30 protein-coding genes and 2 pseudogenes are annotated in these 25664 nt (G+C 69.2%); 18 read left to right on the top strand and 14 right to left on the bottom strand.

Annotated elements, in window-relative coordinates:
* Nucleotides 1-58: 58 nt before the first annotated feature.
* Complete coding sequence (locus tag ACFCV8_RS00005) at nucleotides 59-373, bottom strand: hypothetical protein (RefSeq protein WP_376682921.1); 315 nt, start codon at nucleotides 371-373, stop codon at nucleotides 59-61.
* A gap of 277 nt (nucleotides 374-650) precedes the next feature.
* On the opposite strand from ACFCV8_RS00005, the gene rpsF reads away from it, so the two are divergent.
* From rpsF to rplI, 4 genes are all read left to right on the top strand, one after another.
* Nucleotides 651-941: a 30S ribosomal protein S6 gene (gene rpsF / locus ACFCV8_RS00010; protein ID WP_030115097.1), complete on the top strand. Its 291-nt coding sequence runs from the start codon at nucleotides 651-653 to the stop codon at nucleotides 939-941.
* Between the two features lie 76 nt (nucleotides 942-1017).
* On the top strand, nucleotides 1018-1620 hold the full coding sequence (locus ACFCV8_RS00015) for a single-stranded DNA-binding protein (protein WP_376682922.1): 603 nt from the start codon (nucleotides 1018-1020) through the stop codon (nucleotides 1618-1620).
* 43 nt (nucleotides 1621-1663) lie between these two features.
* Entirely contained in the window at nucleotides 1664-1900 is a 237-nt protein-coding gene (gene rpsR / locus ACFCV8_RS00020) for a 30S ribosomal protein S18 (RefSeq protein ID WP_003967857.1), read from the top strand.
* 18 nt (nucleotides 1901-1918) lie between these two features.
* Complete coding sequence (gene rplI, locus ACFCV8_RS00025; protein ID WP_376682923.1) at nucleotides 1919-2365, top strand: 50S ribosomal protein L9; 447 nt, start codon at nucleotides 1919-1921, stop codon at nucleotides 2363-2365.
* Between the two features lie 132 nt (nucleotides 2366-2497).
* On the opposite strand, the gene ACFCV8_RS00030 is transcribed toward rplI, so the two are convergent.
* Nucleotides 2498-3835, bottom strand: a complete 1338-nt coding sequence (locus tag ACFCV8_RS00030) for an MATE family efflux transporter (protein ID WP_376682924.1) — start codon at nucleotides 3833-3835, stop codon at nucleotides 2498-2500.
* Between the two features lie 460 nt (nucleotides 3836-4295).
* On the opposite strand from ACFCV8_RS00030, the gene dnaB reads away from it, so the two are divergent.
* The gene (gene dnaB, locus ACFCV8_RS00035) at nucleotides 4296-5777 is read left to right on the top strand and encodes a replicative DNA helicase (RefSeq protein ID WP_376682925.1); all 1482 of its coding nucleotides are present in this window, start codon (nucleotides 4296-4298) and stop codon (nucleotides 5775-5777) included.
* Between the two features lie 14 nt (nucleotides 5778-5791).
* Nucleotides 5792-6139 (top strand): annotated as a pseudogene (locus ACFCV8_RS00040) (M15 family metallopeptidase); the annotation flags it as partial.
* On the opposite strand, the gene ACFCV8_RS00045 reads toward ACFCV8_RS00040, so the two are convergent.
* Complete coding sequence (locus ACFCV8_RS00045; RefSeq protein ID WP_376682926.1) at nucleotides 6115-6492, bottom strand: hypothetical protein; 378 nt, start codon at nucleotides 6490-6492, stop codon at nucleotides 6115-6117. The pseudogene ACFCV8_RS00040 and the gene ACFCV8_RS00045 sit on opposite strands and share 25 nt — an antisense overlap.
* Before the next feature lie 597 nt (nucleotides 6493-7089).
* Between ACFCV8_RS00045 and ACFCV8_RS00050 the strand changes: the two genes are divergently transcribed.
* Both ACFCV8_RS00050 and ACFCV8_RS00055 read left to right on the top strand, forming a co-directional pair.
* Nucleotides 7090-8055 carry a trypsin-like serine protease gene (locus ACFCV8_RS00050; protein WP_376682927.1) on the top strand — a complete coding sequence of 322 codons (966 nt, stop codon included), beginning with the start codon at nucleotides 7090-7092 and terminating at the stop codon, nucleotides 8053-8055.
* A 285-nt stretch (nucleotides 8056-8340) separates the two neighbouring features.
* On the top strand, nucleotides 8341-8997 hold the full coding sequence (locus tag ACFCV8_RS00055; RefSeq protein WP_376682928.1) for a M15 family metallopeptidase: 657 nt from the start codon (nucleotides 8341-8343) through the stop codon (nucleotides 8995-8997).
* 209 nt (nucleotides 8998-9206) lie between these two features.
* On the opposite strand, the gene ACFCV8_RS00060 is transcribed toward ACFCV8_RS00055, so the two are convergent.
* The 3 genes from ACFCV8_RS00060 to ACFCV8_RS00070 form a co-directional block, all read right to left on the bottom strand.
* Entirely contained in the window at nucleotides 9207-9371 is a 165-nt protein-coding gene (locus ACFCV8_RS00060) for a hypothetical protein (protein WP_376682929.1), read from the bottom strand.
* A gap of 55 nt (nucleotides 9372-9426) precedes the next feature.
* Nucleotides 9427-9663: a hypothetical protein gene (locus ACFCV8_RS00065; protein ID WP_376682930.1), complete on the bottom strand. Its 237-nt coding sequence runs from the start codon at nucleotides 9661-9663 to the stop codon at nucleotides 9427-9429.
* A 110-nt stretch (nucleotides 9664-9773) separates the two neighbouring features.
* Nucleotides 9774-10391, bottom strand: a complete 618-nt coding sequence (locus ACFCV8_RS00070) for a TetR/AcrR family transcriptional regulator (RefSeq protein ID WP_376682931.1) — start codon at nucleotides 10389-10391, stop codon at nucleotides 9774-9776.
* 92 nt (nucleotides 10392-10483) lie between these two features.
* On the opposite strand from ACFCV8_RS00070, the gene ACFCV8_RS00075 reads away from it, so the two are divergent.
* Together ACFCV8_RS00075 and ACFCV8_RS00080 are read left to right on the top strand one after the other, a co-directional pair.
* The gene (locus ACFCV8_RS00075) at nucleotides 10484-10897 is read left to right on the top strand and encodes a DUF4345 domain-containing protein (protein WP_376682932.1); all 414 of its coding nucleotides are present in this window, start codon (nucleotides 10484-10486) and stop codon (nucleotides 10895-10897) included.
* Between the two features lie 158 nt (nucleotides 10898-11055).
* Nucleotides 11056-11487, top strand: a complete 432-nt coding sequence (locus ACFCV8_RS00080; RefSeq protein ID WP_376682933.1) for an SgcJ/EcaC family oxidoreductase — start codon at nucleotides 11056-11058, stop codon at nucleotides 11485-11487.
* A 52-nt stretch (nucleotides 11488-11539) separates the two neighbouring features.
* On the opposite strand, the gene ACFCV8_RS00085 is transcribed toward ACFCV8_RS00080, so the two are convergent.
* Nucleotides 11540-12097: a DUF2087 domain-containing protein gene (locus ACFCV8_RS00085; RefSeq protein WP_376682934.1), complete on the bottom strand. Its 558-nt coding sequence runs from the start codon at nucleotides 12095-12097 to the stop codon at nucleotides 11540-11542.
* A 208-nt stretch (nucleotides 12098-12305) separates the two neighbouring features.
* Here ACFCV8_RS00085 and ACFCV8_RS00090 point away from each other — a divergent pair, with 208 nt between their 5' ends.
* Complete coding sequence (locus ACFCV8_RS00090) at nucleotides 12306-13346, top strand: hypothetical protein (RefSeq protein WP_376682935.1); 1041 nt, start codon at nucleotides 12306-12308, stop codon at nucleotides 13344-13346.
* A gap of 139 nt (nucleotides 13347-13485) precedes the next feature.
* Nucleotides 13486-14874: a serine hydrolase domain-containing protein gene (locus ACFCV8_RS00095; RefSeq protein ID WP_376682936.1), complete on the top strand. Its 1389-nt coding sequence runs from the start codon at nucleotides 13486-13488 to the stop codon at nucleotides 14872-14874.
* Nucleotides 14875-15263: 389 nt separating this feature from the next.
* Here the strand turns inward: ACFCV8_RS00095 and ACFCV8_RS00100 are convergent, their stop codons facing one another.
* From ACFCV8_RS00100 to ACFCV8_RS00110, 3 genes are all read right to left on the bottom strand, one after another.
* Nucleotides 15264-16427, bottom strand: a complete 1164-nt coding sequence (locus ACFCV8_RS00100; RefSeq protein ID WP_376682937.1) for a winged helix DNA-binding domain-containing protein — start codon at nucleotides 16425-16427, stop codon at nucleotides 15264-15266.
* 28 nt (nucleotides 16428-16455) lie between these two features.
* Nucleotides 16456-16908 carry a GNAT family N-acetyltransferase gene (locus tag ACFCV8_RS00105; RefSeq protein WP_376682938.1) on the bottom strand — a complete coding sequence of 151 codons (453 nt, stop codon included), beginning with the start codon at nucleotides 16906-16908 and terminating at the stop codon, nucleotides 16456-16458.
* Nucleotides 16909-17012: 104 nt separating this feature from the next.
* Nucleotides 17013-17882, bottom strand: a complete 870-nt coding sequence (locus ACFCV8_RS00110; RefSeq protein WP_376682939.1) for a GNAT family N-acetyltransferase — start codon at nucleotides 17880-17882, stop codon at nucleotides 17013-17015.
* A 388-nt stretch (nucleotides 17883-18270) separates the two neighbouring features.
* On the opposite strand from ACFCV8_RS00110, the gene ACFCV8_RS00115 reads away from it, so the two are divergent.
* Nucleotides 18271-19449 (top strand): globin domain-containing protein, encoded by a 1179-nt coding sequence (locus tag ACFCV8_RS00115; protein ID WP_376682940.1) that lies wholly within the window; start codon nucleotides 18271-18273, stop codon nucleotides 19447-19449.
* 6 nt (nucleotides 19450-19455) lie between these two features.
* On the opposite strand, the gene ACFCV8_RS00120 is transcribed toward ACFCV8_RS00115, so the two are convergent.
* Both ACFCV8_RS00120 and ACFCV8_RS00125 read right to left on the bottom strand, forming a co-directional pair.
* Nucleotides 19456-19935, bottom strand: a complete 480-nt coding sequence (locus tag ACFCV8_RS00120; protein ID WP_376682941.1) for an NUDIX domain-containing protein — start codon at nucleotides 19933-19935, stop codon at nucleotides 19456-19458.
* Between the two features lie 63 nt (nucleotides 19936-19998).
* Nucleotides 19999-20635: pseudogene (locus ACFCV8_RS00125) on the bottom strand (LysR family transcriptional regulator).
* Between the two features lie 220 nt (nucleotides 20636-20855).
* On the opposite strand from ACFCV8_RS00125, the gene ACFCV8_RS00130 reads away from it, so the two are divergent.
* A complete protein-coding gene (locus tag ACFCV8_RS00130; protein ID WP_376682942.1) occupies nucleotides 20856-21467 on the top strand; it encodes a class I SAM-dependent methyltransferase in 612 nt (203 codons plus the stop codon).
* A gap of 137 nt (nucleotides 21468-21604) precedes the next feature.
* Here the strand turns inward: ACFCV8_RS00130 and ACFCV8_RS00135 are convergent, their stop codons facing one another.
* Both ACFCV8_RS00135 and ACFCV8_RS00140 read right to left on the bottom strand, forming a co-directional pair.
* Nucleotides 21605-22729 carry a cystathionine gamma-lyase gene (locus tag ACFCV8_RS00135; RefSeq protein ID WP_376682943.1) on the bottom strand — a complete coding sequence of 375 codons (1125 nt, stop codon included), beginning with the start codon at nucleotides 22727-22729 and terminating at the stop codon, nucleotides 21605-21607.
* A gap of 88 nt (nucleotides 22730-22817) precedes the next feature.
* Nucleotides 22818-23195 (bottom strand): phage holin family protein, encoded by a 378-nt coding sequence (locus ACFCV8_RS00140; protein ID WP_376682944.1) that lies wholly within the window; start codon nucleotides 23193-23195, stop codon nucleotides 22818-22820.
* A 68-nt stretch (nucleotides 23196-23263) separates the two neighbouring features.
* Between ACFCV8_RS00140 and ACFCV8_RS00145 the strand changes: the two genes are divergently transcribed.
* The 4 genes from ACFCV8_RS00145 (at nucleotide 23264) to ACFCV8_RS00160 (ending at nucleotide 25598) form a co-directional block, all read left to right on the top strand.
* Nucleotides 23264-23581: a cupin domain-containing protein gene (locus ACFCV8_RS00145; protein WP_352274014.1), complete on the top strand. Its 318-nt coding sequence runs from the start codon at nucleotides 23264-23266 to the stop codon at nucleotides 23579-23581.
* 241 nt (nucleotides 23582-23822) lie between these two features.
* On the top strand, nucleotides 23823-24041 hold the full coding sequence (locus ACFCV8_RS00150; protein ID WP_376682945.1) for a DUF5326 family protein: 219 nt from the start codon (nucleotides 23823-23825) through the stop codon (nucleotides 24039-24041).
* A gap of 247 nt (nucleotides 24042-24288) precedes the next feature.
* Nucleotides 24289-25059 carry an IclR family transcriptional regulator gene (locus ACFCV8_RS00155; RefSeq protein WP_376682946.1) on the top strand — a complete coding sequence of 257 codons (771 nt, stop codon included), beginning with the start codon at nucleotides 24289-24291 and terminating at the stop codon, nucleotides 25057-25059.
* Nucleotides 25060-25160: 101 nt separating this feature from the next.
* On the top strand, nucleotides 25161-25598 hold the full coding sequence (locus ACFCV8_RS00160) for an SsgA family sporulation/cell division regulator (protein WP_072488197.1): 438 nt from the start codon (nucleotides 25161-25163) through the stop codon (nucleotides 25596-25598).
* Nucleotides 25599-25664: the final 66 nt, after the last annotated feature.

Genomic DNA, 25664 nt, shown 5'->3' on the forward strand with positions numbered 1-25664 from the left:
GGGGGGGGGGGGGCCGGGGGGGGCCCCCCCCCCCCCGTTCCGGGCGGTGGTCGCGCAGTCAGCCCACGATGCCGCCGAAGAGGCCGCCGTGGGCCATGCCCAGGAAGAAGCCGATGGCGGCCGCGCCCATGCCGATGACCAGCAGGAACCGTTCACGCGTAGTCACCGAGACGTACTGTCCGTACGCGCCCGTGAGGATTCCGACGAGTCCGGCCCACGAGCTGAGCAGATGCAGGTTGTGGAACATCGCCGTCACGAAGGCGAGCACACCGAGCACCACCGTCACCGTCACCAGGGCCTGCTGGAGCGGGTGGCTCCTGCCGTCCGTGGCGAAGAGCGAGACGGGGGGACGGGGTCGTATTGCCTGTGCCATGGAGTACCTCCTGGCCGAAAAGGGGCGCGCGGTGGCGCCGCTCACACCCGATGTGTCCAGATTGCGTCTCCTGACCACCGGATTTCAACCGGAAGCCGGGGAGCGGGTACTCTGTACGGTCTGCACCGGTGTCTGCCCAGGCCAGCACGGCGGCCCCTCTCCATGGAGGGTGTTGTCGGCAGCGGCCGTTCGGTCCGGCGACAACGGTGCTCACGCATCACGACCCTCCTGCCACGGAACGACCGTGGCCGCTGAGTCCAAAGGAGGTGGGTTCCACATGCGTCACTACGAGGTGATGGTCATCCTCGACCCCGATCTCGAGGAGCGCGCTGTCTCCCCGCTGATCGAGAACTTCCTCTCCGTCGTCCGTGAGGGCAACGGAAAGGTCGAGAAGGTCGACACCTGGGGCCGTCGTCGTCTCGCTTACGAGATCAAGAAGAAGCCCGAGGGCATCTACTCGGTCATCGACCTGCAGGCCGAGCCTGCGGTCGTCAAGGAGCTCGACCGCCAGATGAACCTGAACGAGTCGGTCCTCCGGACCAAGGTCCTCCGCCCCGAGGCCCACTGAGCTTCCCGCTCAGCGGTCATCGGGTCCGAGTAGTAGCAGCAAGCAGCCAGCAGCAATCCCGCCGAGAGGTTCACCCATGGCAGGCGAGACCGTCATCACGGTCGTCGGCAATCTCGTCGACGACCCCGAGCTGCGCTTCACCCCGTCCGGTGCGGCGGTCGCGAAGTTCCGTGTCGCGTCCACTCCCCGCATCTTCGACCGGCAGACCAACGAGTGGAAGGACGGCGAAGGCCTGTTCCTCACCTGCTCGGTCTGGCGGCAGGCGGCGGAGAACGTTGCCGAGTCGCTCCAGCGCGGCATGCGTGTCGTCGTGCAGGGTCGGCTGAAGCAGCGGTCGTACGAAGACCGCGAGGGCATCAAGCGCACGGTCTACGAGCTGGACGTCGAGGAAGTCGGCCCCAGCCTGAAGAACGCCACTGCCAAGGTCACCAAGACCACCGGTCGCGGTGGCCAGGGCGGCCAGGGTGGATACGGCGGCGGCCAGCAGGGCGGCGGTAACTGGGGCGGCGGTCCCGGTGGCGGTGGCCAGCAGGGTGGTGGCGGCGCTCCCGCCGACGACCCGTGGGCCTCCAGCGCTCCGTCCGGCGGCCAGCAGGGTGGCGGCGGAGGTGGCTGGGGTGGAAACTCCGGCGGCTCCGGCGGCTCTGGCGGCGGCTACTCGGACGAGCCCCCCTTCTAGGGACGGCTCGATCCCCACTTCTTGATCACACAGGAGAAACATCATGGCGAAGCCGCCTGTGCGCAAGCCTAAGAAGAAGGTCTGCGCGTTCTGCAAGGACAAGACCCAGTACGTGGACTACAAGGACACGAACATGCTGCGGAAGTTCATTTCCGACCGCGGCAAGATCCGTGCCCGCCGCGTGACCGGCAACTGCACGCAGCACCAGCGTGACGTCGCCACGGCCGTCAAGAACAGCCGTGAGATGGCGCTGCTGCCCTACACGTCCACCGCGCGATAAGGGAAGGGTGACCGAAACATGAAGATCATCCTCACCCACGAGGTCACCGGCCTCGGTGCCGCGGGCGACGTCGTCGACGTCAAGGACGGGTACGCCCGTAACTACCTGGTTCCGCGTGGCTTCGCCATTCGCTGGACCAAGGGCGGCGAGAAGGACGTGGCGCAGATCCGCCGCGCCCGCAAGATCCACGAGATCGCCACGATCGAGCAGGCCAACGAGGTCAAGGCCAAGCTCGAGAGCGTGAAGGTCCGTCTGGCCGTTCGCTCCGGCGAGGCCGGCCGTCTCTTCGGCTCCGTGACCCCGGCTGACGTCGCCTCGGCGATCAAGGCCGCCGGTGGCCCCGACGTCGACAAGCGTCGCGTCGAGCTCGGCTCGCCGATCAAGACGCTCGGCGGACACCAGGTGTCCGTGCGTCTGCACCCCGAGGTCGCTGCGAACCTCGGTATCGAGGTCGTCGCTGCCTAAGGGCGCGGCTCACTTGAGCAGCTGAAGGGTCGCACCTCTCGGGGTGCGGCCCTTCACCGTTTCACGTGAAACGCGCTTCGCCCGAAGTCTTCCGTTTCACGTGAAACCTGTCGTTTCACGTGAAACCACGACTCAGCGGATGGCTCCGGTGACGACCCATTTGCCGGAGCGGGCGCGGAGCCAGAGTGTCGCCAGGCGGACGGCCATCATCAGTGTCATCGCCCACCACAGGGCCGTCAGGCCGCCACCGGCCGCCGGTACCAGCAGGGCGACCGGGGCGAAGACCGCGAGGGTGACGAGCATGGCCCAGGCGAGGTACCGGCCGTCACCGGCCCCCATCAGTACTCCGTCCAGCACGAAGACCACACCGGCGATCGGCTGGGACAGGGCCACCACCAGCAGTGCCGGTACCAGGGCGTCCTGAACGGAACCGTCGCTGGTGAACAGGGGGACGAACAAGGGGCGGGCCAGCACGATCAATGCCCCGAACACCGCCCCGGAGACGACACCCCACTGCACCATGCGGCGGCAGGCCTCGCGTGCGCCCTTGGAATCGTCGGCGCCCAGATACCGGCCGATGATCGCCTGGCCGGCGATGGCGATAGCGTCGAGCGCGAAGGCCATCAGGCTCCAGAGCGAGAGGATGATCTGGTGGGCCGCTATCTCCGTGTCGCCGAGGCGGGCGGCGACGGCCGTGGCGATCATCAGGACGGCACGCAGCGAGAGCGTACGGACCAGCAGGGGAACGCCCGCCTGTGCACTGGCCCTGATGCCGGCGGCGTCCGGGCGCAGCGAGGCTCCGTGGCGGCGTGCTCCCCGTACCACCACGATCAGGTAGGCGGTGGCCATGGCGATCTGGGCGATCACGGTGCCCCAGGCCGATCCGGCGATCCCGAGACCGGCACCGTAGACCAGGCCCACGTTGAGGGCGCCGTTGGCGGCGAACCCCCCGACAGCGACGTACAGCGGGGTCCTGGTGTCCTGGAGGCCGCGGAGCACACCGGTCGCGGCCATCACCACGAGCATGGCCGGGATGCCGATGCTGGAGATCCTCAGATATGTGGTCGCGTAGGGGGCCGCCGTGTCGGAGGCCCCGAAGACGTCCACCAGCCATGGAGCGGCGGGGAGGGTGACGGCGATGACGGCGGCGCCCAGCAGCAGCGCCAGCCAGATGCCGTCCATGCCCTGCCGGATCGCCGAGGCGAGGTCGCCCGCGCCGACCCGTCGTGCCACCGCGGCGGTGGTGGCGTAGGCGAGGAAGACGAAGATGCTGACGGCGGTGGTCAGCAGGGCGGCGGCGACGGCCAGGCCGGCCAGTTGCGGGGTGCCGAGATGGCCGACGATGGCGCTGTCGACCATCACGAAGAGCGGCTCTGCCACAAGTGCGCCGAAGGCTGGAACGGCGAGCGAGATGATCTCGCGGTCGTGGCGACGGCGGCTGGATGGCGGGGGTGCCGGGACCTGGGTCATGGGGGCCAATCTAATCTTCCACAGGTAATAGATGCAATGGGCTTCTAGTCCTTACATTTGTTGAGGTCCGGTGTTCTCTCCCATGCCGTTTGTCGTGATCTTGTGCTGAGTCGGAAAGTTTTTCTCCCCCACAGCCCGTGGATGGGGAAAGCGCAGGTCAGCGCCGTAGTGGCCGTGGCGTTATGAGTTTGTCCACAGTGCTGTCCCCCGCTCCGTGCACAGGTTCTGCGGAGTTCTCCACAGCATCTGGTCCGTCGTCCACATGGCCTGTGGATAACCAGATTGGCTGACGGTGCCGAGCGGCCTACCGTGGACCGGCGCCCGCACTCCGTTTCCGGTCTTGGAACCATGCAGAACTCGACGCGCCGGAACCGGAGTCGGGCGTCTTGTTTGTCGGTGCTGTGCCGTAAGAAGGAGTGGCATGGCGAGGTCCGCGGAGCGGACGGGAGGAGGTGGCCCGGTGAGTATCCCCGAGCCCTTGGACGACCCCTGGGCCGAGTCCGGTCCCAGTGATCGCCTGCCCGTTTCCCGGCAGCGCCGTGCCGAGGGCCAGAGCCGCGGCGAGCAGCACGAGCGCGGCAGGGAGAGCGGCGGCTGGGACGGTGGTTCCTCCTCGGGTTTCGAGCGGGTGCCCCCCCAGGACCTCGCCGCCGAGCAGTCCGTCCTCGGCGGCATGCTCCTGTCCAAGGACGCCATCGCGGAAGTCGTGGAGGTCATCAAGGGCCACGACTTCTACCGTCCCGCGCACGAGACCGTCTTCCAGGCCATCCTCGACCTCTACGCCAAGGGCGAGCCGGCCGACCCGATCACGGTCGCGGCCGAGCTGGTCAAGCGTGGCGAGATCACCAAGGTGGGCGGGGCGCCGTACCTCCACACCCTGGTCCAGTCCGTGCCGACCGCGGCCAACGCCTCGTACTACGCGGAGATCGTCCACGAGCGGGCGGTGCTGCGGCGGCTCGTCGAGGCCGGTACGAAGATCACGCAGATGGGATACGCGGCCGACGGCGATGTCGACGACATCGTGAACTCCGCGCAGGCCGAGATCTACGCCGTCACCGAACAGCGCACCAGCGAGGACTACCTGCCGCTGGGCGACATCATGGAGGGCGCGCTCGACGAGATCGAGGCGATCGGTTCGCGCAGTGGCGAGATGACGGGTGTGCCCACGGGCTTCACCGACCTCGACGCCCTCACCAACGGGCTGCATCCCGGCCAGATGATCGTCATCGCGGCCCGTCCCGCCATGGGTAAGTCCACGCTCGCCCTGGACTTCGCGCGGGCCGCGTCGATCAAGAACAACCTGCCGAGCGTCATCTTCTCGCTCGAAATGGGCCGCAACGAGATCGCGATGCGCCTGCTGTCCGCCGAGGCGCGCGTCGCACTGCACCACATGCGGTCCGGCACGATGACCGACGAGGACTGGACGCGGCTGGCCCGACGGATGCCGGAGGTGTCGACCGCGCCGCTGTACATCGACGACTCCCCCAACCTGTCGATGATGGAGATCCGGGCGAAGTGCCGTCGGCTGAAGCAGCGCAACGACATCAAGCTCGTGATCATCGACTACCTCCAGCTGATGCAGGCCGGTGGCTCCAAGCGGTCCGAGAGCCGCCAGCAGGAGGTCTCGGACATGTCCCGAAACCTCAAGCTCCTGGCCAAGGAGCTGGAGGTCCCGGTGATCGCGCTCTCGCAGCTGAACCGTGGCCCCGAGCAGCGCACCGACAAGAAGCCGATGGTGTCCGACCTGCGTGAGTCCGGCTCCATCGAGCAGGACGCCGACATGGTCATCCTGCTGCACCGTGAGGACGCGTACGAGAAGGAGTCCCCGCGGGCCGGCGAGGCGGACATCATCGTCGGCAAGCACCGAAACGGCCCCACGGCCACCATCACCGTCGCTTTCCAGGGCCACTACTCCCGCTTCGTGGACATGGCACAGACCTGATCGGCGATTTATAGGAACAGATCCGCTCGGCAGCCAGCCGCTACGTGTCCCCGCTCGAGATCGCACCGCACAGCGCCGGGGCAGCTGTTGACCTGACTCTCGCTGATGACGCAGGGCGCGAGCTTGACATGGCCACTCGTATGAACGCCTCTCCGGAGGAGAGCGCGGGCGCTTGTTACACGCAGGCCGACAGCATCAGTGACGAGGCTCGCTCCCATCGGGAACTCCTGGGCACTGCGCTCACTGCTGCGGGCCTGGTCAACTACCCCACAGAGTGGTGGCACTGGTCATACGGAGACCGCTACTGGGCCTTGCAAACAGGAGGGACAGTCGCCCACTACGGGCCCATGGAACTCGGATGACCGGCACGGAACTCATCGAGCAGCTCAAAGAACAGCTCGATCGCGGGCCGGTCCATGGCCTCGGCCGCCCGCTCGATCTCCACCGCCCAGCCCAGCGAGCTTTCGTACTCATACCCCAGCTGCGGCCACAGCCAGTCGGCGAACGGGCCGCCCTGCCGGAAGTCAAGCTCTTCCTTGGCGCCGTGAACCTTCAAAGCCACGTGATAGCCAAACAGCATGGAATCCAGATGCTGCAGCGAACTCCCTCGCACCCACATCCCCGGGCGCAGCCGCACCTCGTCCAGGAGGTCGTACACATTGCGCATCTCGGTGAGCTGTCTGGGCGCCCGCCGGGCCATCCCCGCCTCTGCCATGCGGGAATCCTACTGTCACTTCGAGGACCACCGAACGGGGCAGGGACTTTCGAACAGCGAGACGAAACTGCCCTGCGGCATGAGATCGCCTAGGTCAGACGTCAAGCATCACCCGACGCCGAACCGTCAGGCTTCACCTGACGCTCGACAAGTCACCTCGGGGCGCTAGTTGCGGAACCCGTGGTCAGTGCCCGAGGAAATGACATGCCCGTGAGACAGAAGGCATGCCAACGGTCGTGAGACACCGCGAAAATCTGCAGGTAGAAGCATCGGGCTATGCCACAGGCGGCGAGATCTTGCACGATTGTGTGGGGTCTCGGATTTCGCTGCACAGTCTCACGCTCCGCTTCATATCGGCTGCACTTGTAAAGCGGCCGTGAGACAAGCGGATCGACGCGTTCACTCTTTCGGGATAGTTGGCTCCAAGCTCAGGCGCCTGCTCTCGACGGCGGGCAGCCACACTTCGGGCGCCGAGGTTTCCGCAGTACAGAGGGGGGCTGGCCATACCATCGACCGACCCGTTGCCCGGATGGTGCGGCAGCTTTCGGACAGCGAGGCTGAATGCATACGGATCCACCAAGCAAAAGGGAACTCTCTGTGTTCAGCTCCAAGCCGCCGCGCCACCGTACCGCCCGTGCCGCTGCCGTCGGCGCTCTCGCGGTCGCGGCCTGCGTCACTGTCATGGCCGGCAGCGCCAGCGCCATCGTCAACGGGTCGGACTCCACCGAGAGCTACCCGTTCATGGCGACCATCCCGGAGTCCGCCCCGGACCAGGGTCTGGTCGACGGGAACTGTGGGGCGTCGCTGATCGGTCAGCAGTGGGTGCTGACGGCGGCCCACTGCCTGGCGGTCGAGGGCATCAAGCTGGACGGCATCGTGCGGGTCGGCAGCGACCACCGCAAGTCCGGTGGCACCGTTCGGAAGATCGACCGGACCTTCGTCCACCCCGGCTATGTGAACGGCGACAACAAGGCTGCCAACAAGGACGACATCGCGCTGATACGCCTGGACCGCCCGGTCGCCCAGCAGCCCATCAAGATTGCCGAGCAGGCAGGGCCGCCCGGCACGCCGACCCGGCTCCTGGGCTTCGGCACCACCGTCGACACCGAGTTCAAGTTCCCGGACCGGCTGCAGGAGCTGAACACCCGCAGGGGCGCCGAGTCCGAGTGCGCGCCCGGCTACGCGGACCGGACCCGGCTGTGCACGATCACCACCGTGCCCAAGGCCATGGCGTGCATGGGGGACTCCGGCGGACCGCAGGTCCAAAAGGGCCGGGACGGCCGCTGGGAGCTGATCGGTGTCACCTCCGGGCCCGGCGCCCCGGGCGTGCCGTGCTCGCAGGGACCCGGCCTTTACACCAGCGCGCCCGCCTACGCGGGCTGGATCAACAAGACCATGAAGACCAACAGCGCTCCGTCGACCGCGGCCAAGAGCTCCGACCTCGCCGAGACCGGTACGAACGACAACACCGCGGCGATTGCCGGCGTGGCCGCCGCACTGATTGTCGCCGGTGGCGGCACCGCCCTCGCGGTACGCCGCCGCAAGACCCGCCACGCCGCCTGAGCGAAACCGCCGCATCCCAAAGGCAGCCCCCCTCGCCACGGACCGCCGAACTTTGCCGCGCCCTGCCCGCCTCCCCTGCTCCGTACCCCGAGGAGCGCATCGTGCCCCCGTGCCCCGCCCACCTTCTCCAGGGCAGGGGCGGGGCACGGGGTGCCGAGCGGAACCCACAACCGGCCCTCAAGGTCAATGACCCGACGTCGGAAACGGGCACTCATCCGAGAGTCCTTCCTCGGTGAGTGACGGGAAGAGAGCTATGAGGGCACAAGGTCACGAGGTGATCGCGTCATGACTGAGATCGTCTTGATGTCCGACCCGAGGGTTGCAGCCGTGCCTGTTCAGGAGTGTGGTGAACGGCTCGTCGATGTGCGACGGGACAACTCTCTTCTGGTTGATGAGCGGGAGTGGCAGGACTCCGCAGGCGCCTTCGCCCATCTACGGGAAGGAGTGCACGATCGGCTCCTCAAGGCCCAGGCGCAGCTGCCTCAAGGGATGCGGCTGCTGTTCGTCGAGGGGTATCGCCCACCGTCCCTTCAACGCCGCTACTTCGACGAATACGCAACGCAGCTGCGGGCCGATCACCCGGAATGGTCTGCTGAGCAGGTCCGCTCGGCGGCCAGCCGCTACGTGTCCCCGCCTGAGATCGCACCCCACAGCGCCGGCGTAGCCGTTGACCTGACGCTCGGAGACGCCGACGGCTGTGAACTCGACATGGGCACCCACATGGACGCGACTCCGGAAGAGAGCTCGGGCGCCTGTTATACCCAGGCCGACAACATCAGCGACCAGGCCCGATCCAACCGAGACATCTTGGGTGCGGCACTTACCGCTGCGGGCCTGGTCAACTACCCCACAGAGTGGTGGCACTGGTCATACGGAGACCGCTACTGGGCCTTGCTGACTGGAGCGGCAGTCGCCCACTTCGGGCCCATGGAACTCGACTGACTGACGTTTCCTGAGACGAAATCGTCACGACATGACGTGAGACAGCCTGAAGGGCCGCAGGTCAGAGCTCCGCCACATGACACAGGAGCTGAGAAACTACAGACGGTCCTCGGCGTCCGAGTGTCCGGGGTATCCGTCCGGCGTCCGATGCCTGGTGTTCGGCGTCCGTGCGCGGAGTGGGCATCTCGCGGTCCGCCCGGCCGGGGCGGTCACTCCGCGGACCGGTCCGCCCGCCGCCGCTCCCAGTCCCGGAGCGCGTTGACGCGGTGATCGTGCTCGTAGCGGCCGCTGAAGGGATCGGCTCGGTCGATGGCCCTTGCGGTGCGCGGATCGTCGCGCAGGACGAGGCGCAGCTGGTGGTTCCCCGATTCCACAGGCAGCGCGCGACGATGCGGCGATGCACGGGGTCGGGGCGGTGACGATGGGCCATCACCGCCGACCAGGTCTCGGGCTGTGACGCCGGCCGAGGGCCGGGTGGATCTCTCTCCGGTTCAGGATGTCCCCGTCCGGCTGCTCGGCGGCGCGGGCGATCAGCCCGTCCGCCGGAGCCATGACACGGAAGGCCCGTTCCAGCTCGGTCAGGATGGCACCGTGCCCGGGCCGTGTGACGAGACCGCCCGAGAAGAGCTGGCCGTCCAACTCCCAGGTGTACTCGCTGTTCTGCACCGAAACCGTCTCGGCGCCCCCGCCCGTACGGCCGATACGAGTCGGCGGTCGAGCTCGGCCTCACCGATGTTCCCCACTCCGCGCCCGCTGATACGGCGGCGCGGAGCAGCTCAGCCGATCTCCGGCGGCCAGTCGGGGGCTGGGTCCTCGGTGAGCAGTGGCCGGAGGGCGCCGAGGACTGCGCCGATGCAGACATCGCGCAACTGGGCGCGGGTGCAGGTCTCGTGGGCGAGCCAGTCGACACAGAGGACCTGGACGAAGACCAGCCAGCTCCTCAGCACGCCGGAAACGGCCTCACGCGCACCCTCGTCGGCGAGGGGGAGCACGGCCAGCAGGCGTGTGCGGAGCGCGTCCAGTTCGTTCGCCATGATCGTGTGGATCACGGGGTCGCCGGCGAGAACCCGATTCGCGGCGAGGACGGCGTGGCGGTTCGCCACGAAGTAGTCGAGATGGACCTCCATGCCCTGGATGAGCTGGTCCACCAGGGAGTCGGCGGGGTCGAGCCGGGTCTCGGCGAGCAGTTGGTCCGCGGCCTGCTGATAGACGGCCGCGAAGAGGGCGTGCTTGCTGGGGAAGTGACGGTAGAGCAGGGCGCGGGACACACCCGCCGCCACGGCGACCTCCTCCATCAGGACTTCGTCGTACGGACGTGTGGCGAAGAGCCGTGCTCCGACGCTGAGGAGCTGGGCGCGGCGTTCGGCGGGGCTGAGTCGTTGGCGGGGAGGCACGGAGAAAGGCTACTTGACATGTGTCTACTAGTGCGTCCAGCCTAGTAGACACATGTCAACAAGGGTGGACCGGCACACAGTTCGGAGGGGTCATGGCAAGGACTCTGCGCGTACTCGCACGGTTGATGGGCTGGTCCTGTGTGGCGATCGGCGTGTATCACGTGCTCCTCGGCAACGCGGCGATCCCCGGAGCCGGCTCCGCGGGCCCGACGGTCGACAGCTGGGGCCGGTTCATGGGGGCCGGGTTCGTCGGCTACGGGCTGGCGTGGGTGTGGGCGGCGAGGCAGCGGCCCGTCCCGGCCCGGGTGGTGCGGTGGCTGGCGGGGGTCTTCCTGCTGGGCGGAGCGGGGCGGCTGCTCTCGCTCGCCGTGCACGGATGGCCGCACTGGTTCCAGATCGCGCTGACCGTGGTCGAACTCGGCCTGCCGCCGGTCTTCTTCTGGCTGGCCGCCGCGGACGAGCGCACCCTGCGCGGCGACGCGGAGACCGTGGCCGCCGGTCGGTGAATGAGCCCCGGGGCGGCGGACGCGGGCAGGCTCCGTCGGTACGTCCGGGGCAGGGCCGCTCCTTGGCCTTGACCTCGATCATGGTTGAGGTTGTTGGGTGGGTGATGGTGGCGCTCCTGGCCACCACTTGAGCCATCCGGCACGGAGAGGACACCGTCATGACGAGCGGCATTCTTGTAGTGGGGACGATTCCGCCCGGGACCCAGGACGCGGTGATCGGCGTGGTGAAGGGCCTGGAGAAGGCGTTCAACGAGAAGGACCCGGTCGCGTTGGGCGGGCAGTACGCCGAGTACGCGTCCTGGACCAACGCGAGGGGCACGCGTCTTGACGGCAGGCAGGAGATCTTCGAGTCCGGTGCCGTGGCGCTGAAGAGCTTCCTGCGCGACTCCTTCGCCCGGTACGACGTGGTCAAGATGCTGGAGGCAGCCCCCGGCGTGATCGCGGTGAACGTGGTGCAGATCCCCGTCGACAGTGCGGGCAGGGCTGTCGACGGCACGCAGGGAGCCACGCTCTACGTGATCGCCGAGCAGGCCGACGGCTGGCACATCGTGGCGGGCCAGAACATGGCCGTCGATCCGCAGACGGTGTGACACCCGCTCCCGGCACGGCCCGCTGCCCGGGCCCCGGCAGCCGCGGCGGGGATCAGGAGCCGGTCCCCGCTTCGGTGCGGAGCCAGTAGGTGCTGTCCGACCGGTCGAGGACGTCCAGTTCGACGAGGTAGCGGCGGATGGCCACGTGGTCGGTGCCGGAGCCGTCGCTCCAGCCGCGCAGGATGTCGTTGACGGCCCGCTCGGGGTAGCGCTCTCCGGGGCGGAAGTGCCGGTGGGCGAGGTGGGCCAGGACGGTGCGGCGACGGCCGAGCCGGGAGGGGACGCCGAGCAGGCGGTCGCCGTCGACGAAGGTCCGCAGCAGGAAAGCCGTGCCCTCGTCGCCGGTGTCCGTCTCGGCGACGGCCCGTTCGGCTCCGGCAGGGGAGCGCAGGACTTCCTTGAACCTGCCGGTGGCGGCGGTGAGCCGGCCGTCGTCGTCGGCCACGAGACCGCCGCCGGTGAGTCTGTGCAGGGCGAGGGCCACCTCCTTGGCTGTCGCGCCGGTGGCGGACGCGATCTCGGCGGGCGTTGCCGCGCCCAGCACGATCGCCGAGAACACCCGCAGCCGGGTCTCGTCCGCGAGTAGACCTGCCAAAACCTGTGCCGTCACTGTGCGGTTCCTCGATTCGTTCGCTTCGCTCGGAGCGTCCGTCGCCCATCGCTTCGTCGTGCGTCGTTCCTCGGGCGCAATGTCGTCGACACCAGGTACACGCAGGTAGCGAATTTCGTGCCCCGCGTCGGCCCGGCACCGAGCCCGCCTTCCCATGCGCCACAGGGTCGGGGAACCGTCCCGTACAGCATGATCGTCAGGTTCAGATGTGACTGAAGAGACGCCTGTTCTGACTGACGACCATAGCCAGCTGATCTCCGACCTGTCCGGGATCGTCGATGACTATCCCTCCGTGGATCCGGAGGCGACTCTCGTCGTGCTCGCCGACGACGCGGCGGAGGCGATCGGCCATGACGGCGATCCGGCGGGACGCCAGGAGCGGACCGGATACGCGATCCTCCTGTACGCCACCTGCTGGTACGTCTCGGCACGCGTTTTCAACAAGTCCCTGTTCGCGGCGTACACGGAGGTCCTGGACGGGATCCGTGCCACGCTCGACCCTGCCGCTTGCGCCTGTCCGGCCGGAGCCCATCCCACCGACCTGGACTCGGGGTACGGGATCGAGGCTGGAGTCTCCCTGCTGAGCGAGGCCGGGAGGGCGGTGTTCGCCGAGGACTACGACCTCGACGACGAGGAGTTGGCGGCGTTCGACTGCGAGGGCTTCCTCGCGGAACTCGTCGGCCGGGCGGCGGACCGGGTGCGCGAGGCGTACGAGGAGATCTTCGGCGGCATCGACGTCTCCCCGCTCGACGCGCGGTTCCTCCGGGAGGACGGCACGATCGACATCGTCGCCATGCAGGAGGCGATCCAGCGCAGCTGGGAGGAGAACACCGGCCCGGTCGCGCTGTGGTCGGCCCGGCGCCTGCTCTCCGGGCAGATGCGGGAGACGGAACGGCTCGGCCTGTTCCTGTGCCTGTGGATGGGCATCGCCCAGACGTACGCGGGACTGCCGCCCTCCTACGCGAGGGACCTGGCCGCCGCCCTCGCCACCATCGACCTGGACGTCAGCTGCGACCATCCGAGGCACCCCTGGTCCACCGCGGACTCCACCACCCGGAGCCGGTACCTCGCGGTGGTCCACCTGTACGCACCGGACGAGCATCCGGACACCCCCGTGCCCGCCGAGCTCTCGACCCGCGAGCTGTGGGAATGCCCGGTGCAGTACGCGGAGTTGGCGCGCAGGGCGCTGGACGACCTCGAAGGCTGGCGGGTCATGCGCGGCGGCGAGGAGGAGGACTGGGAGGACTGAACGACGCCGTACGGTCCTGGTCCGTTTCCCGAACCCGGGGCCCGGTCCCGGCCTCGGGAAACAGGGTCGGGAAAGGGGTCGGGAAGCGAGGTCGGGAAACGGGGTCGCCACCGCCCGGTTCTCCGGGTAGTCCTTGACCATGATCTCCCAGCCCGAGCAATTGCTTCCCGGAACGCGGCGCGCTCTGCTGCACCACATCGCCACCGCACAGTCGGAGGGCCGCGCGCCCTCGCTGGTCGCCGCCGTGCAGAGAGAGGGGCAGGTCGTCTGGAGCGGCTCTCGCAGCTGCGTGGACGGACATGCCCCGGACAGTGACACCCAGTTCAGGATCGGCTCCCTGACCAAGACCTTCACCGCGGTGCTGGTGCTCCGACTGCGCGACGAAGGGCTGCTGAACCTGGACGACCCGCTGGAGAAGCACCTCCCGGGCACCGGCGTCGGCGACGTCACGGTCCATCAACTACTGGGCCACAGCGCGGGGCTCGCCGCCGAGTCCCCCGGCCCCTGGTGGGAGCGGACCCCGGGCACGCTGCGGCCCGGGCTGACCGACGTGCTCGGCGAGCAGGCCCGAATGCATACCCCCGGCCACCGCCACCACTACTCGAACCCCGGCTACACGCTGCTCGGCTCACTGGTCGAGCGAGTACGCGGGACGAGCTGGGAGCAGGCGCTGCGGAGCGAGATCCTGGAACCGCTCGGCATGCACCGCACCGGTGCCCAGCCGGAGGCCCCGCACGCGGGTGGCTGGGCCGTGCACCCCTGGGCCGACGTCATGCTGCCGGAACCGGCCGAGGACCTCGGGCTGATGGCCCCGGCCGGGCAGCTCTGGTCCACGACGCACGATCTCCTGCGTTTCGCGGCCTTCCTGACGGAGGGGGACGACCGGGTCCTCTGCGCCGACTCCGTGGAGGAGATGCGCGTCCCCGCCGCGCCGGCCGGCTCCGACGCCTGGCAGTCCGGCTACGGGCTGGGGCTTCAGGTGGTCCGCGACGGTGACCGCACGCTCTTCGGACACACCGGTTCGCTCCCCGGCTTCCTGGCCGCCCTGTGGATCAGCGTCGAGGACGACGTGGCGGCCGTCGCGCTCACCAATACGACATCGGGGCCGGCGATCGGCGAGGTGGCCGCCGGACTCGTCGGCATCGTGGCCGAGGCCGAGCCCCGTATCCCGGAGCCCTGGCGCCCGCTGCCCGAGGCCGAGGCGGATTCCGAGCTCCTCGCGCTGACCGGCCCTTGGTACTGGGGTACGCGCGCCAACGTGCTGCGGCTGGCCCCGAACGGTGGGCTGGAACTCACCCCGATGCATGGTGCCGGCCGCGGCGCCCGGTTCGTCGCCGGGGACGACGGCACCTGGACCGGCCTGGACGGCTACTACGAGGGGGAGGTTCTGCGGGTGGTCCGGAATGGCGACGGCAGTGTGAACCATCTGGACCTCGGGTCCTTCGTCTTCACACGGGAGCCGTACGACCCGGCCGCAGCCGTTCCCGGCGGTGTGGACGAGGGGGGATGGCGGGGCCTGGGCGACTGACCGTGTGTTTCACGTGAAACGGCCGTGTTCCGTGCGAACGGTCATGTTTCATGTGAAACGGCTCCGGATCAGCTTGTGGCCGACTGCTGCGAGCGACAATCAGGCGCTGATCCGTCAGAGAAGGAGAGCATCTGATGATGCCGCCGTTCTGTCCCATATGTCGCGTTCCGTACCAGCATTCAGGCTTTGAGTACGGGGACTTCACCCTCGTGAGCTTCCGTCCCACAAGGGCGTATCCGGATGACTGGGCCGGCCACCCGGAGCACTGCGTGTGGTTCTGCCCCTCGCATCTACCCCTCACGGAGGGGCTGAGGCATCTGCCGGCCGAGGAAGCCCTGGCGCGTATCCGGGTGAGCCTGCAAGAGGCGGCGGATCAGGGAACCTGAGGCTCAGACGGTCAGCTCGCGCTCCAGCGGGGTACGGAAGCGCGGCGTGATCCGTACCGGACCCACCCACCGGGAGAACCGGGATGCTTCTGCCTCGATCGCGGCGGAAGCATCCCGGCCGACAGCGGACAGCAGTCGCCAGACCGGCTCGCCGTCCGCCCGCTGGGCCCAGCCACCCACGATCCGGCCGTTCCACCACACGGACGGGCCGATATTGCCAGACCGGTCGAAAAGAGCCTCCCGGTGCTCGGCCGGCAGATGGAACCCGCGGTCGGCCCACCCCATGGCGCTGGGGTCGAGAGCCGGGAGCAGAGCAGCCCAGGGTTCGGGGGCCGGATCGGGGTCCAGATCATCCGGCAGTACCCATCCGGTGGCTCCGTCGTCCAGCAGGACCTGCTCGGCATTGACGGCTGCCAGAGCCTTGCGGGCCTGGCTCAGGGACCACCCCGTCCACCACTTGAGGTCGCCCTCGGTCGCCGGCCCGTAGGAACCGAGCCAGCGCCGGGCCAGGTCCGCCCGCGCCTGCTCCGGCTCCTCGACGGGCCAGGGCTCGGACACGGTCCAGCGGAACTGGCTGGAGGTCCAGGAGCCCCGGGGGCGATCCCGGCGGATGCGGCCCTCGGCAGCCAGGATCCGGATGACCCGGGAGGCGACGCCCTGTATGCCCTCGGCCTTCTTGCCGGGAAAGACCGTGATCTTCGTACGCAGTGCGGCGACGGCGGCGGAGAGTTCGGAGCCGGTGGCGGTACCCCGGTCGGCGAGCTCGGCGAGTGTCTGCTGCTCGGTCTCGGTCAGCCAGCGCTCGTCCAGCCCGTTGCCGTCCTCCGCCAGGTGCTTGAGGAAGGTCCGGCGCTCCTTGGCGGCCACTGCGCGGGCGTTCGCCGCGTCGACGCAGGGGGCGGCTTCCCGGGGCACGACGAAGAGGGTGTTCCGCATGGAGAGCTGTCGGACCAGCGAGACGTCCCCGTAGAGGGCCTGTTCCACCGGGACGGTGTCCGGCTCGGCCATGCGCGCGCAGGCGGAGAGGAAGACGGTGGCGGCATCGGTGGCATGCAGCGCGACGACGGCCTCGGCCACGGAGACGGGGGAGGAAGCCCGTACGGAGGGGGCCAGGAGGTGGCGCCGACCGAGCCGGATTCTGCGCTGTTCGTCGCTCATGCGGTACACGGTCGGCCTCCTGGTCGGACGGCGGGGTTCAGAGGGCGAGCTTGAAGCCCACATGGCTGGGGGTGAAGCCGAGCCGTTCGTAGAAACGGTGGGCATCGGTCCGGGTCGCGTCGGACGTCAACTGGACCAACTGGCAGCCCAGGCGCCGGGATTCCGCCACCGCCCATTCGATCATCAGGGTACCCAGGCCGCTGCCGCGCTCCTCGGCGTGGACGCGCACGGCCTCGATGATCGTGCGGCTCGCGCCGCGCCGGGAGAGCCCGGGGATCAGGCTCAGCTGCAGGGTTCCGACGACCCGGCCCTCGCGCACGGCGACCACGAGCTGCTGGTTCGGATCGTCCGCCAGCCGCCGGAACGCCGCGAGATACGGATCGAGGTCGTCCGGTGACTCGCGCTGTGCGCCCAGCGGATCGTCGGCGAGCATGGCCACGATGGCCGGGATGTCGTCGGGGGCCGCGGGCCGTATATCGAGATCGGTCATGACCGGCAGGGTACGCAGGTCACGGAGTCCACGCAGGTGCGCGGGCCACGCGGGGCGTCGCGCGGGCGGCGCTGGTTCGCACCGCCCACGCGGATGCCGGGGCGTCAGCCGGTCGCCACGGTCAGCGGGGCGTAGCGACGGGTCCAGTCGCCCGGCAGGTCCGGGGTGCCGAGCGTCATCATCGTGGTCGAGGAGGAGGGGAGCAGCCCGCTCCGTTCCAGCCGGTTCAGCAGGTCGGTGTGGCGCGCGTCGATGTCCGCGCGCAGCGGCAGGTCCGTCGCTGCCGCGAGAGAGGAGACGAGCGCCTCGGCCGTGTCGGTGTCGGGTGCGATCAGCGGGCCGACCACATGGGTCCGGTCGCTCGGCCAGAGCGCCGCGTACCCGACGATCTCGCCCCGGTCCCGCGCGACCCGGATGTGGTCGGCGAAGGCGGGAAGCCGGGCGAGGACAGGGGTGCGGTCGATGCCGAAGACGTCCGAGTCCAACCGGACCATCGCCCTCAGGTCCTCCGCCGTGGCCGCGTGGACGGTCGCCCCGCCGGGCTTCTCGCCGCTCGGCCGGTAGTGGCCGGTCACCCGCTGGGTGCGGCCCACGACCGTGAAGCCCAGCCGTTCGTAGAGCGGTCGTCCCGCGCCCGTCGCGTAAAGACTGAGCGGGGTGCTTCCGTGCTCCGCCAGTACGCGTTCCATCAGGTGCCGGGCGATGCCCTGCCGTGCGTACCGCTCCGCGACGAGCAGCATGCCTACGGCGGCCAGGCCCGGTCCGTACGAGGTCACCACGCAGCTGGCCATCAGCCCCTTGCCTCCGGGGTCGTCCATCCCGTAGCCGGCTCCTGCGGTGAGGAGCAGGCCCCATCGCTGCTCGTCGCGTGGCCAGCCGCGGTCCTCGCAGAGGTCGGCACAGGCGACCAGGTCTCTCGGGGTGAGGCGCCGGACGGGCAGTTCGGCAAGCGGACGGGGCAGTGAACTGGGCATGAGCGCCAGGCTCTCCGACGCGGCATCCGTGCGTCCACCCCTTTACCGGATTCTGGCGAATGAGTTGTTTCACGTGAAACACGCTGCTCGGAAGGGGCGGACCGGTGTGGCAGCACCGGTCGGCCGGTGCACGTCATCGTGCGTATTCCTCGGCGTACCCCACATGTTCCGTAGCCCTTCCCCGCCGGGCGCGTTGCCGTGAGGAGATCGTGGGCGAGTGCCGTCGATCCATGGCTCGGAGGCCCGGGCACACGGCATGCTTTGGCCGAGGCGCCGCGGGTAGTGACCGAAAGCGATCATTGACGGGGGCGATCGTGCCCGCGGCCACGGCGCCGCGAAAAGGCGCTGGTGCGTAGGCGACCACGAGACGTACAAGGCGAGGCAGAGTATGGATGCGCCGGCCACCGGGTGGACCGAGGGCGGAAGGGCCGGATCGTCCGACGCGGACCTGATCCATCGCACCCTGACCGAGTTGTCACCCGTCGCCGACCGGGCGACCTCGTATTTCTACGCGCTGCTCTTCGTGCGCCACCCCGAGCTGCGCGACCTCTTTCCGGTCGCGATGGACGTCCAGCGCGACCGCCTCCTGCGCGCGATCCTTGCCGCGGCCGACCGGCTGGACGATCCGCGTGCGCTCGCCGACTACCTCGGAGAGCTGGGCCGGGGACACCGCAAGTACGGCACGCTGCCCGCGCACTATCCCGCCGTGGGGGAAGCACTCCTGGGTGCGCTGAGCCGCTACGCGGCCACCACGTGGAACGCGCAGACCGAAGCGGCCTGGGTACGCGCCTACACCACGATGTCGCAGATCATGATCGACGCGGCGGCCGGGGAAGAGCGGTGGGCTCCGGCCGTGTGGCACGCGGAAGTGGTGTCCCACGAGCTCAGGACCCGCGACATAGCGGTGCTCACGCTCCGGGCCGAGTACGCGTACCCCTTCGTCGCGGGCCAGTACACGGCCGTGGAGACCCCGTGGTGGCCCCGGGTCTGGCGGCACTACTCCTTCGCCTCGGCACCCAGGCCCGACGGCCTGCTCATCTTCCATGTGAAGGCGGTCCCGGCCGGCTGGGTCTCCAACGCCCTGGTGCACCGGGCCCGGCCCGGGGACGTCCTGCGCCTCGGACGGCCCACGGGATCGATGACGGTCGACCATTCCACCCACAACGGCCTGCTCTGCCTGGGCGGGGGCACCGGCATCGCCCCCATCAGGGCTCTGGTGGAGGACGTCGCGGCACACGGCGACCGGCGTCCCGTGGCGGTCTTCTACGGGGCGCGCAGCGATCACGAGCTGTACGACATCGACACGATGATGCGGCTCCAGAGCACCTTTCCCTGGCTCACGGTGCACCCGGTGGTCGACATCGGAGCGGGAACGGCGGGCGGACCGATCCGTGGCCCGCTGCCCGACGCGGTGCGCGAGCGCGGCCCGTGGAGCCAGTACGACGCCTACCTCTCGGGCCCGCCCGGAATGATCCGCAGCGGTGTGGACGTGCTCCGCGGCATCGGCGTCCCGGCCGGGCGGATCCGGCACGACCGCTTCGACGAACCGGTCGCGACCGGCTCTTGAGGGCCGTCAGCCCAGGTCGGGCGCGTGCATCGCGCGTACGCCCTCGATGTTGCCGTCCAGGTAGTGCCGCAGCGACAGCGGGACCAGGTGTACGGCGGCGATCCCCATCCGGCTGAACGGCACCCGGACGATGTCGTACTCCCCGCAGGGGTCGTCGATCTCGGGGCCATGCCGCCTTGCCGGGTCCATCGACTCCAGCCGGCAGACGAAGAAGTGCTGGACCTTGACGCCCTTCACCCCGCCGCCCTCGATGTGCTCCACCGTGTCGACGAAACAGGGGACCACATCGGTGATCTTGGCGCCGAGCTCCTCGTCCACCTCGCGGTGCAGGGCGTCTACCACGGTGGCGTCCTCGGGTTCGACGCCGCCGCCGGGCGTGACCCAGTAAGGGTCGACGCCGGGCTTGGTGCGCTTGATGAGGATCAGGTCGTTGCCGTCGAGCAGGATGGCGCGTGCGGTGCGTTTGACCACAGGACGTTCGGTCATGGCAAGAGAGTGGCCCGCCGAACCGGTTCTGAAACACCGGGGCGGTGCCGTGCCCGTACGCGCTCACCAGTCGGCCGCGGCCCGCAGCAGCCCCTCGTGCCCCCGCGCGAGCGTGCCGAGTAGGTACGGGCAGCAGAGGCACGGGCGGGTCCATCAGGGCCACCACCTCACCCCGCTCCGGCGCCCGCCGCCGCGCACTCCAGCACCGCACGGAGATCCGGTACGACGACGGTCCCAGCGGCGGCGGGACGGCAGCGTGCGACGAGCGGCAGGCTCTCATGGACCTCCACGACCGGCAGCTGGTCCAGCACCAGGGGCCCGTCGTGCCACAGGGCCCGGGGGCCGAGACTTGCGGCCCGGCGACCAGCACGTGCTCCTCGTCGCAGAGGGGCGTAGCGGTCGGCAGCCCACCGCGCGGCCGGGCCGTCACGATGGCCATGCCGTGGTGACCGGCGGCCAGCCCCTCCGGAGCCTTCTCGGCATCGGCGAGGAAGGAGCTGCGCAGCGCCAGTGCCCGGGCCACGAGCGGGGCGAGCACGGGCAGTGCGCGGACCACCATGAATTCGGGTGGCCCGGCCAGGTGCAGGGTCCGTATCCGCGAGGTCACCGCGGGCTGGGAAAGGCCGAGCAGGGCGGCGGCCCCGGTGAAGGAGCCGGCCCGGTGCACCGTGACGAACGTGCGCAGCAAGGTCAGGTCCATGTCCCGTCCTTCCGCCCTCGCGACGCTTCAAGCCCGTACGGCCATAAATGTGTCGATAGGTTGCTGCCGCTTCCGTGGCTGAGTACTGACGGAGAGTCAATTGGCCTTGTCCGGGCGTTCCTTCGCAGGAGGAACGGGGGTGGTCCGAGCCGCAAGGAGGGAGGCCCGGACCACCCGTCCCCCTTCTGCGATGTCAGTGGCGGGCCGTAGGGTTCCGGGCATGGAGCGAACTGCGGATACGGGGGCGCAACCCTTCTACGCCGAGTCGGCGGAGCGGTTGGGCAAGGTCTACGAGAGCGTTTCCTTCGAGTCGGTGCACGGTCCGCTGATCGACCTGATCCCGGACGCGCCCGCGCGCGTGCTGGATGTGGGAGCGGGGACCGGGCGGGACGCGACGGCCCTGGCCCGGCGAGGCTTCCTGGTCGATGCGGTGGAGCCGGTGGCCGAGCTGCGCGGGGTGGCGGCGCGGCTCCACCCCGACAGCGGGGTGACCTGGAGAGCGGGCGGGCTCCCGGCCCTGGACGGGATCCAGGGCCCGTACGACGTCGTCCTGCTCTCCGCGGTGTGGATGCATCTCCTGCCGGAGGACCGGCCGGTCGCGATGAGGTGCCTGGCTTCGCTGCTGGCTCCGGAGGGTGTGCTGCTGATCACGTTGCGGCACGGTGAACCGCCCGCTGACCGGCGCATGTTCGACATCCCGCCGGACGAGGTCGCCCGCCACGCGGCGGAGGCCGGCCTGTCGGTGCTCCGGACGGTGAACGGGGAGGCGGACCACCTGGGCAGGGAAGCGGTCCACTGGAGCTCCGTGGCGCTGGGCAGAAACCAGTCCTGAACCACTACGGGGAACGGGCCCGCGCCGGTGCGGGGAACAGGCCTGGACCGGCGCGGAAACCGGGCTCGAGCCTGCGGCGGGGAACGGGCCCGAACCAGCGCGTGAACCGGGCCCGAGCCGAACGAACGAAAGGCCCCCTACCCCAGCGCTGCGTCCAGCGCCCGTTCCACGTCCGCGACCAGGTCCGGGGCGTTCTCCGCGCCGACCGAGAAGCGGATGAAGCCGTCGGGCACGGCGTCGCCGCCCCAGCGGGCGCGGCGCTCGGCGGTGGAGCGCAGGCCGCCGAAGCTCGTCGCGTCGTCGACCAGCCGCAGCTCGGCCAGGAAGCGTTCGGCCCGTTCACGGTCGGGCAGGACGAACGACACCACGGAGCCGAAGCGCCGCATCTGCCGTACCGCGTTCGGATACGAGGGGTCGGAGGGCAGCCCGGGATACCTCAGCCCGGTCACCCCCGGCCGGTCGTCCAGCGCCTTCGCCAGCGTCAGCGCCGTGGCGCACTGCCGGTCGATCCGCAGCTCCAGCGTGGCCAGCGAACGGTGCGCGAGCCAGGCCTCCATCGGACCCGGGATCGCGCCGACCACCTTGCGCCAGCGCCGCACCCCCGCCGCCAGCCCGGGATCGCGGCAGGTCACATGTCCGAGCAGGACGTCCCCGTGCCCGGTCAGGCCCTTGGTGTCACTGGCCACCGAGAAGTCCGCCCCCAGCTCCAGCGGGCGCTGGCCGAGCGGGGTGGCCAGTGTGTTGTCGACGGCCACCAGCGTCCCGGCCGCGTGCGCCGCGTCGACGAGCCGGCGCACGTCGCAGACATCGAGGCCCGGATTGGAGGGGGTCTCGATCCACAGCAGCTTCGCCCCGTCGAGGACGCCCAGCTGGGCATCGCCGCCGGTCGGCGCGGTCCGCACCTCGACGCCGTACGCCTCCAGCTGCTCCCGCACCAGCGGCAGGGCCTGGTAGCCGTCGTCCGGCAGTACGACGACATCGCCGGTGCGCGCCTGGGACAGCAGCACGGCCGAGATCGCCGCCATCCCGGAGGCGAAGACCGTGGTCTCGACGCTCTCCCCCGGCGCCTCCAGCTCACCGATGGCCCGTTCCAGATGGGTCCAGGTCGGGTTGGTGTCACGGCCGTAGGTGTACGGGCCGGTGGGCTCACCGGAGAGGTGGAAGTGCGCGGCGAAGACCGGGCCGGGCAGGGTGGGCCCGAACTGTTCCGGTTCCGGCAGCCCGGCCCGTACCGCCCTGGTTCCGTCACCCGTGCTGTTCATTCCGCTTCCTCGCTTCTTCCGAATTTCTCCGTGAGCCTCTCCCGGCGGGCCGTCCACCGCGGCCCGCCCCGTTCCGTGGGGTGCCCGCTCAGTCGTCGTCGGGCAGGACCATGTTCAGCGCCCACGACACGATCGAGATGATCAGGCCACCGAGCACCGCGGTCCAGAAGCCCGAGACATGGAAGCTCAGGTCGAACTGCCCGGCCAGCCATGAGGTCAGCAGCAGCATGGCCGCGTTGACCACCAGGGTGATCAGTCCGAGTGTGAGGATGAACAGCGGCAGGGTCAGCAGCTTCACGATCGGCTTGACCACGAAGTTCACCAGGCCGAAGATCAGCGCGACCAGGATCAGGGTCAACGCCTTGCGCCCGGTGCTGCCGCCCGACAGCGTGATGTCCTGGAGCAGCCAGATGGCCACGGCCAGCGCCCCTGCGTTGGCGATCGTCTTGACTACGAAATTCTTCATGTGTCTGATCGTGGCAGACGTCATCGGTGGCGGACACCGGCAGTACAGAGGCAAGGGGCACAACGGCGATGAAGGCATTCAGACTGGACGAGCTGGAGGCGGAGCGGGCCGCGAACGACGGCGCGTATCTGCAGTTCGTGAAGGAACGGAACATGTCCGTCGGTCTGTACGCGCTGAACGCCGGCGAGATCGACCCGCAGCTGCCGCACCAGCAGGACGAGGTGTATCTCGTTGTCAGCGGCCGCGCCTCGATCACGGTGGGCATGGAGACCACGCAGGTGGGCCGGGGGAGCGTGGTCTACGTACCGGCCGGAGTCGCCCACAAGTTCCACCACATCACCGAGGACCTCCGCGTGATGGTGGTCTTCTCCCCGCCGGAGAGCTGAGCCCAGAGGTCGAGCCCGGTTCTCGGGCCGGAGAACCGGGCCGGAGAACCGGGCCGGAGGGCTGACCGGAGAACCGATCCGGAGAGCTGAGCAGGCGCGCCGCGGATTCCCGGGGCCGGGGTCAGGTCTCAGGGATCCCTCAGGGGTCGATCAGGGGACTTCAAGGGCCGCGGCCCCCCTGACGACCCCCTCCGCGCCTCTAGCATCGAAACCAGGAACTCGAGGAGACGAGGTAGGGACGATGGCCGTACGAGAGATGCTCACGGGAATGCCCTGGTGGGTGAAGTGGATCGTGGTGCCGGTCATCGCGATCGTCGTGTTCGGCGGTCTGATCGCCAGCGTGATCGCCTTCGTGATCGGGCTGCTCTTCAAGGTCCTGATCTTCGTGATCCTGGTCGGCGGGATCGTCTTCGTCGTACGCAAGTTCATGTCGTCGTCCTCCTCGCGCGGCGACTGGTAGGACGATCGGAGACCGGCCGGGGGCGTTAGCCCAGCTGAGCTAAGTAGCGGGCTAAAGAAACGTCCCCCACCGACCCGGGCTATACAGTGACAATTCGCTGTCGCCACCGGGGAATTAACAGCCCGTCACCCTACTGACACGTGGGTTTGTACGACGTTCGGCCTCCGGACTCCAGCCGTGCGGCAGCCCGTGGGGGCGGCCCCCACAGGCGGGATGACCACCCCGTCGCCATGCCTGGGGGTGACTGTTGACCACGGCATCGAGGGCTGCTGCCCCGACGCTGATCGGATCGGTGCAGCGAGCGCTGAGGCTGATGGAAGCCGTGGTCGCCCACCACGACGGGGCGCCCGCGAAGCAGCTGGCCAGAGAAGCCGGACTGCCCCTTCCCACCGCTTACCACCTGCTGCGCACCCTGACCCACGAAGGCTATTTACGCCGGGAGAACGGCGTCTTCGTCATCGGGACCGCGGCCCAGCGCCTGGTCGGCGAAGGGACCCGGCAGGGCCGCCGCGGCAAGATGGCCGAGGCGCTGGGCCGCTGGCGCGACATCATCGGCGCCCCGGTCTACTGCGCCGTCTACCGCGAGGGCGAGATCGATCTCGTGGCGGTCGCCGACTCCCCCGACGCCCCCGCCGTCGCCGCGTCGGAGTCCTTCCGCGAGACCGGTCACGCGCACGCGATCGGCCAGTGCCTGCTGAGCCGGATCGACGAGAAGGCCCGCGAGGACCATCTGGATCGTCACCCTGTGCGTCCGCTGACCCGCTACTCGCTGCGGGATCGCGCGTCCTTCCTCGAACGGCTGCGGTCGCTGGAACGGATGGAACCCGTCATCGAACGGCAGGAGTACGCCCTGGGAACGGTCTGCGCCGCGATCCCGATCGCGGCGGGATTCACCGCTGCGGCGATGGCGATTTCGTTACCACTGGAGCAGGAAAGCCGATTGCTCCCCGCAGTCGAACAACTACGTGGCGAAGTCGCCGACCTCTTGCGTTCATTCGTGTTCTCTATCAGTATCTGAAAAATCACTCCTTGTGATCTGCTATCGCGTGCACCACGATGGCGTCAAGAGGGCCACGGGGGATCATTCCTGGCCAGATTCATCTACTGCGGGGTTGAACGATGCGCGAGTCGGTTCAAGCTGAGGTCATGATGAGTTTCCTCGTCTCCGAGGAACTCTCTTTCCGGATCCCGGTGGAGCTCCGGTACGAGGTATGCGATCCGTACGCGATCCGCATGACCTTCCATCTGCCCGGTGACGCCCCCGTCACCTGGGCGTTCGGCCGCGAGCTGCTGCTCGACGGCCTCAACAGCCCCAGTGGGGACGGTGATGTGCACATCGGCCCCACCGAGCCCGAGGGACTTTCCGACGTACACATCCGTCTTCAGGTCGGTGAGGACCGGGCGCTCTTCCGGGCCGGTACGGCACCACTTGTGGCCTTTCTCGACCGGACCGACAAGCTCGTGCCGCTCGGGCAGGAGTGCACGCTCGGTGACTTCGAGGGCAATCTGGAGGACGCGCTGGGCCGGATCCTCGCCGAGGAGCAGAACGCCGGCTGACGAAGGGCACCGCCGCGGACCGGTCCGCCGGTCGAACACGGGCACCTGCCGGACGGGTGAATCTGC

The sequence above is a fragment of the Streptomyces sp. NPDC056347 genome (genome assembly GCF_042262625.1).
GTDB lineage: Bacteria > Actinomycetota > Actinomycetes > Streptomycetales > Streptomycetaceae > Streptomyces.

Excerpts from the sequence above, each read along its gene's own strand:
- ACFCV8_RS00045 (WP_376682926.1), bottom strand. The coding sequence starts at position 6,492 with ATGGCAGAGGCGGGGATGGCCCGGCGGGCGCCCAGACAGCTCACCGAG.
- ACFCV8_RS00005 (WP_376682921.1), bottom strand. The coding sequence starts at position 373 with ATGGCACAGGCAATACGACCCCGTCCCCCCGTCTCGCTCTTCGCCACG.
- ACFCV8_RS00120 (WP_376682941.1), bottom strand. The coding sequence starts at position 19,935 with ATGACCGAACGTCCTGTGGTCAAACGCACCGCACGCGCCATCCTGCTC.
- ACFCV8_RS00095 (WP_376682936.1), top strand. The coding sequence starts at position 13,486 with ATGATCTCCCAGCCCGAGCAATTGCTTCCCGGAACGCGGCGCGCTCTG.
- rpsF (WP_030115097.1), top strand. The coding sequence starts at position 651 with ATGCGTCACTACGAGGTGATGGTCATCCTCGACCCCGATCTCGAGGAG.
- ACFCV8_RS00160 (WP_072488197.1), top strand. The coding sequence starts at position 25,161 with ATGCGCGAGTCGGTTCAAGCTGAGGTCATGATGAGTTTCCTCGTCTCC.
- ACFCV8_RS00105 (WP_376682938.1), bottom strand. The coding sequence starts at position 16,908 with ATGACCGATCTCGATATACGGCCCGCGGCCCCCGACGACATCCCGGCC.
- ACFCV8_RS00080 (WP_376682933.1), top strand. The coding sequence starts at position 11,056 with ATGACGAGCGGCATTCTTGTAGTGGGGACGATTCCGCCCGGGACCCAG.
- ACFCV8_RS00030 (WP_376682924.1), bottom strand. The coding sequence starts at position 3,835 with ATGACCCAGGTCCCGGCACCCCCGCCATCCAGCCGCCGTCGCCACGAC.
- ACFCV8_RS00135 (WP_376682943.1), bottom strand. The coding sequence starts at position 22,729 with ATGAACAGCACGGGTGACGGAACCAGGGCGGTACGGGCCGGGCTGCCG.
- ACFCV8_RS00075 (WP_376682932.1), top strand. The coding sequence starts at position 10,484 with ATGGCAAGGACTCTGCGCGTACTCGCACGGTTGATGGGCTGGTCCTGT.
- ACFCV8_RS00015 (WP_376682922.1), top strand. The coding sequence starts at position 1,018 with ATGGCAGGCGAGACCGTCATCACGGTCGTCGGCAATCTCGTCGACGAC.
- ACFCV8_RS00145 (WP_352274014.1), top strand. The coding sequence starts at position 23,264 with ATGAAGGCATTCAGACTGGACGAGCTGGAGGCGGAGCGGGCCGCGAAC.
- ACFCV8_RS00140 (WP_376682944.1), bottom strand. The coding sequence starts at position 23,195 with ATGAAGAATTTCGTAGTCAAGACGATCGCCAACGCAGGGGCGCTGGCC.
- ACFCV8_RS00150 (WP_376682945.1), top strand. The coding sequence starts at position 23,823 with ATGGCCGTACGAGAGATGCTCACGGGAATGCCCTGGTGGGTGAAGTGG.
- ACFCV8_RS00110 (WP_376682939.1), bottom strand. The coding sequence starts at position 17,882 with ATGCCCAGTTCACTGCCCCGTCCGCTTGCCGAACTGCCCGTCCGGCGC.
- rpsR (WP_003967857.1), top strand. The coding sequence starts at position 1,664 with ATGGCGAAGCCGCCTGTGCGCAAGCCTAAGAAGAAGGTCTGCGCGTTC.
- ACFCV8_RS00115 (WP_376682940.1), top strand. The coding sequence starts at position 18,271 with ATGGATGCGCCGGCCACCGGGTGGACCGAGGGCGGAAGGGCCGGATCG.
- ACFCV8_RS00130 (WP_376682942.1), top strand. The coding sequence starts at position 20,856 with ATGGAGCGAACTGCGGATACGGGGGCGCAACCCTTCTACGCCGAGTCG.
- rplI (WP_376682923.1), top strand. The coding sequence starts at position 1,919 with ATGAAGATCATCCTCACCCACGAGGTCACCGGCCTCGGTGCCGCGGGC.
- ACFCV8_RS00055 (WP_376682928.1), top strand. The coding sequence starts at position 8,341 with ATGACTGAGATCGTCTTGATGTCCGACCCGAGGGTTGCAGCCGTGCCT.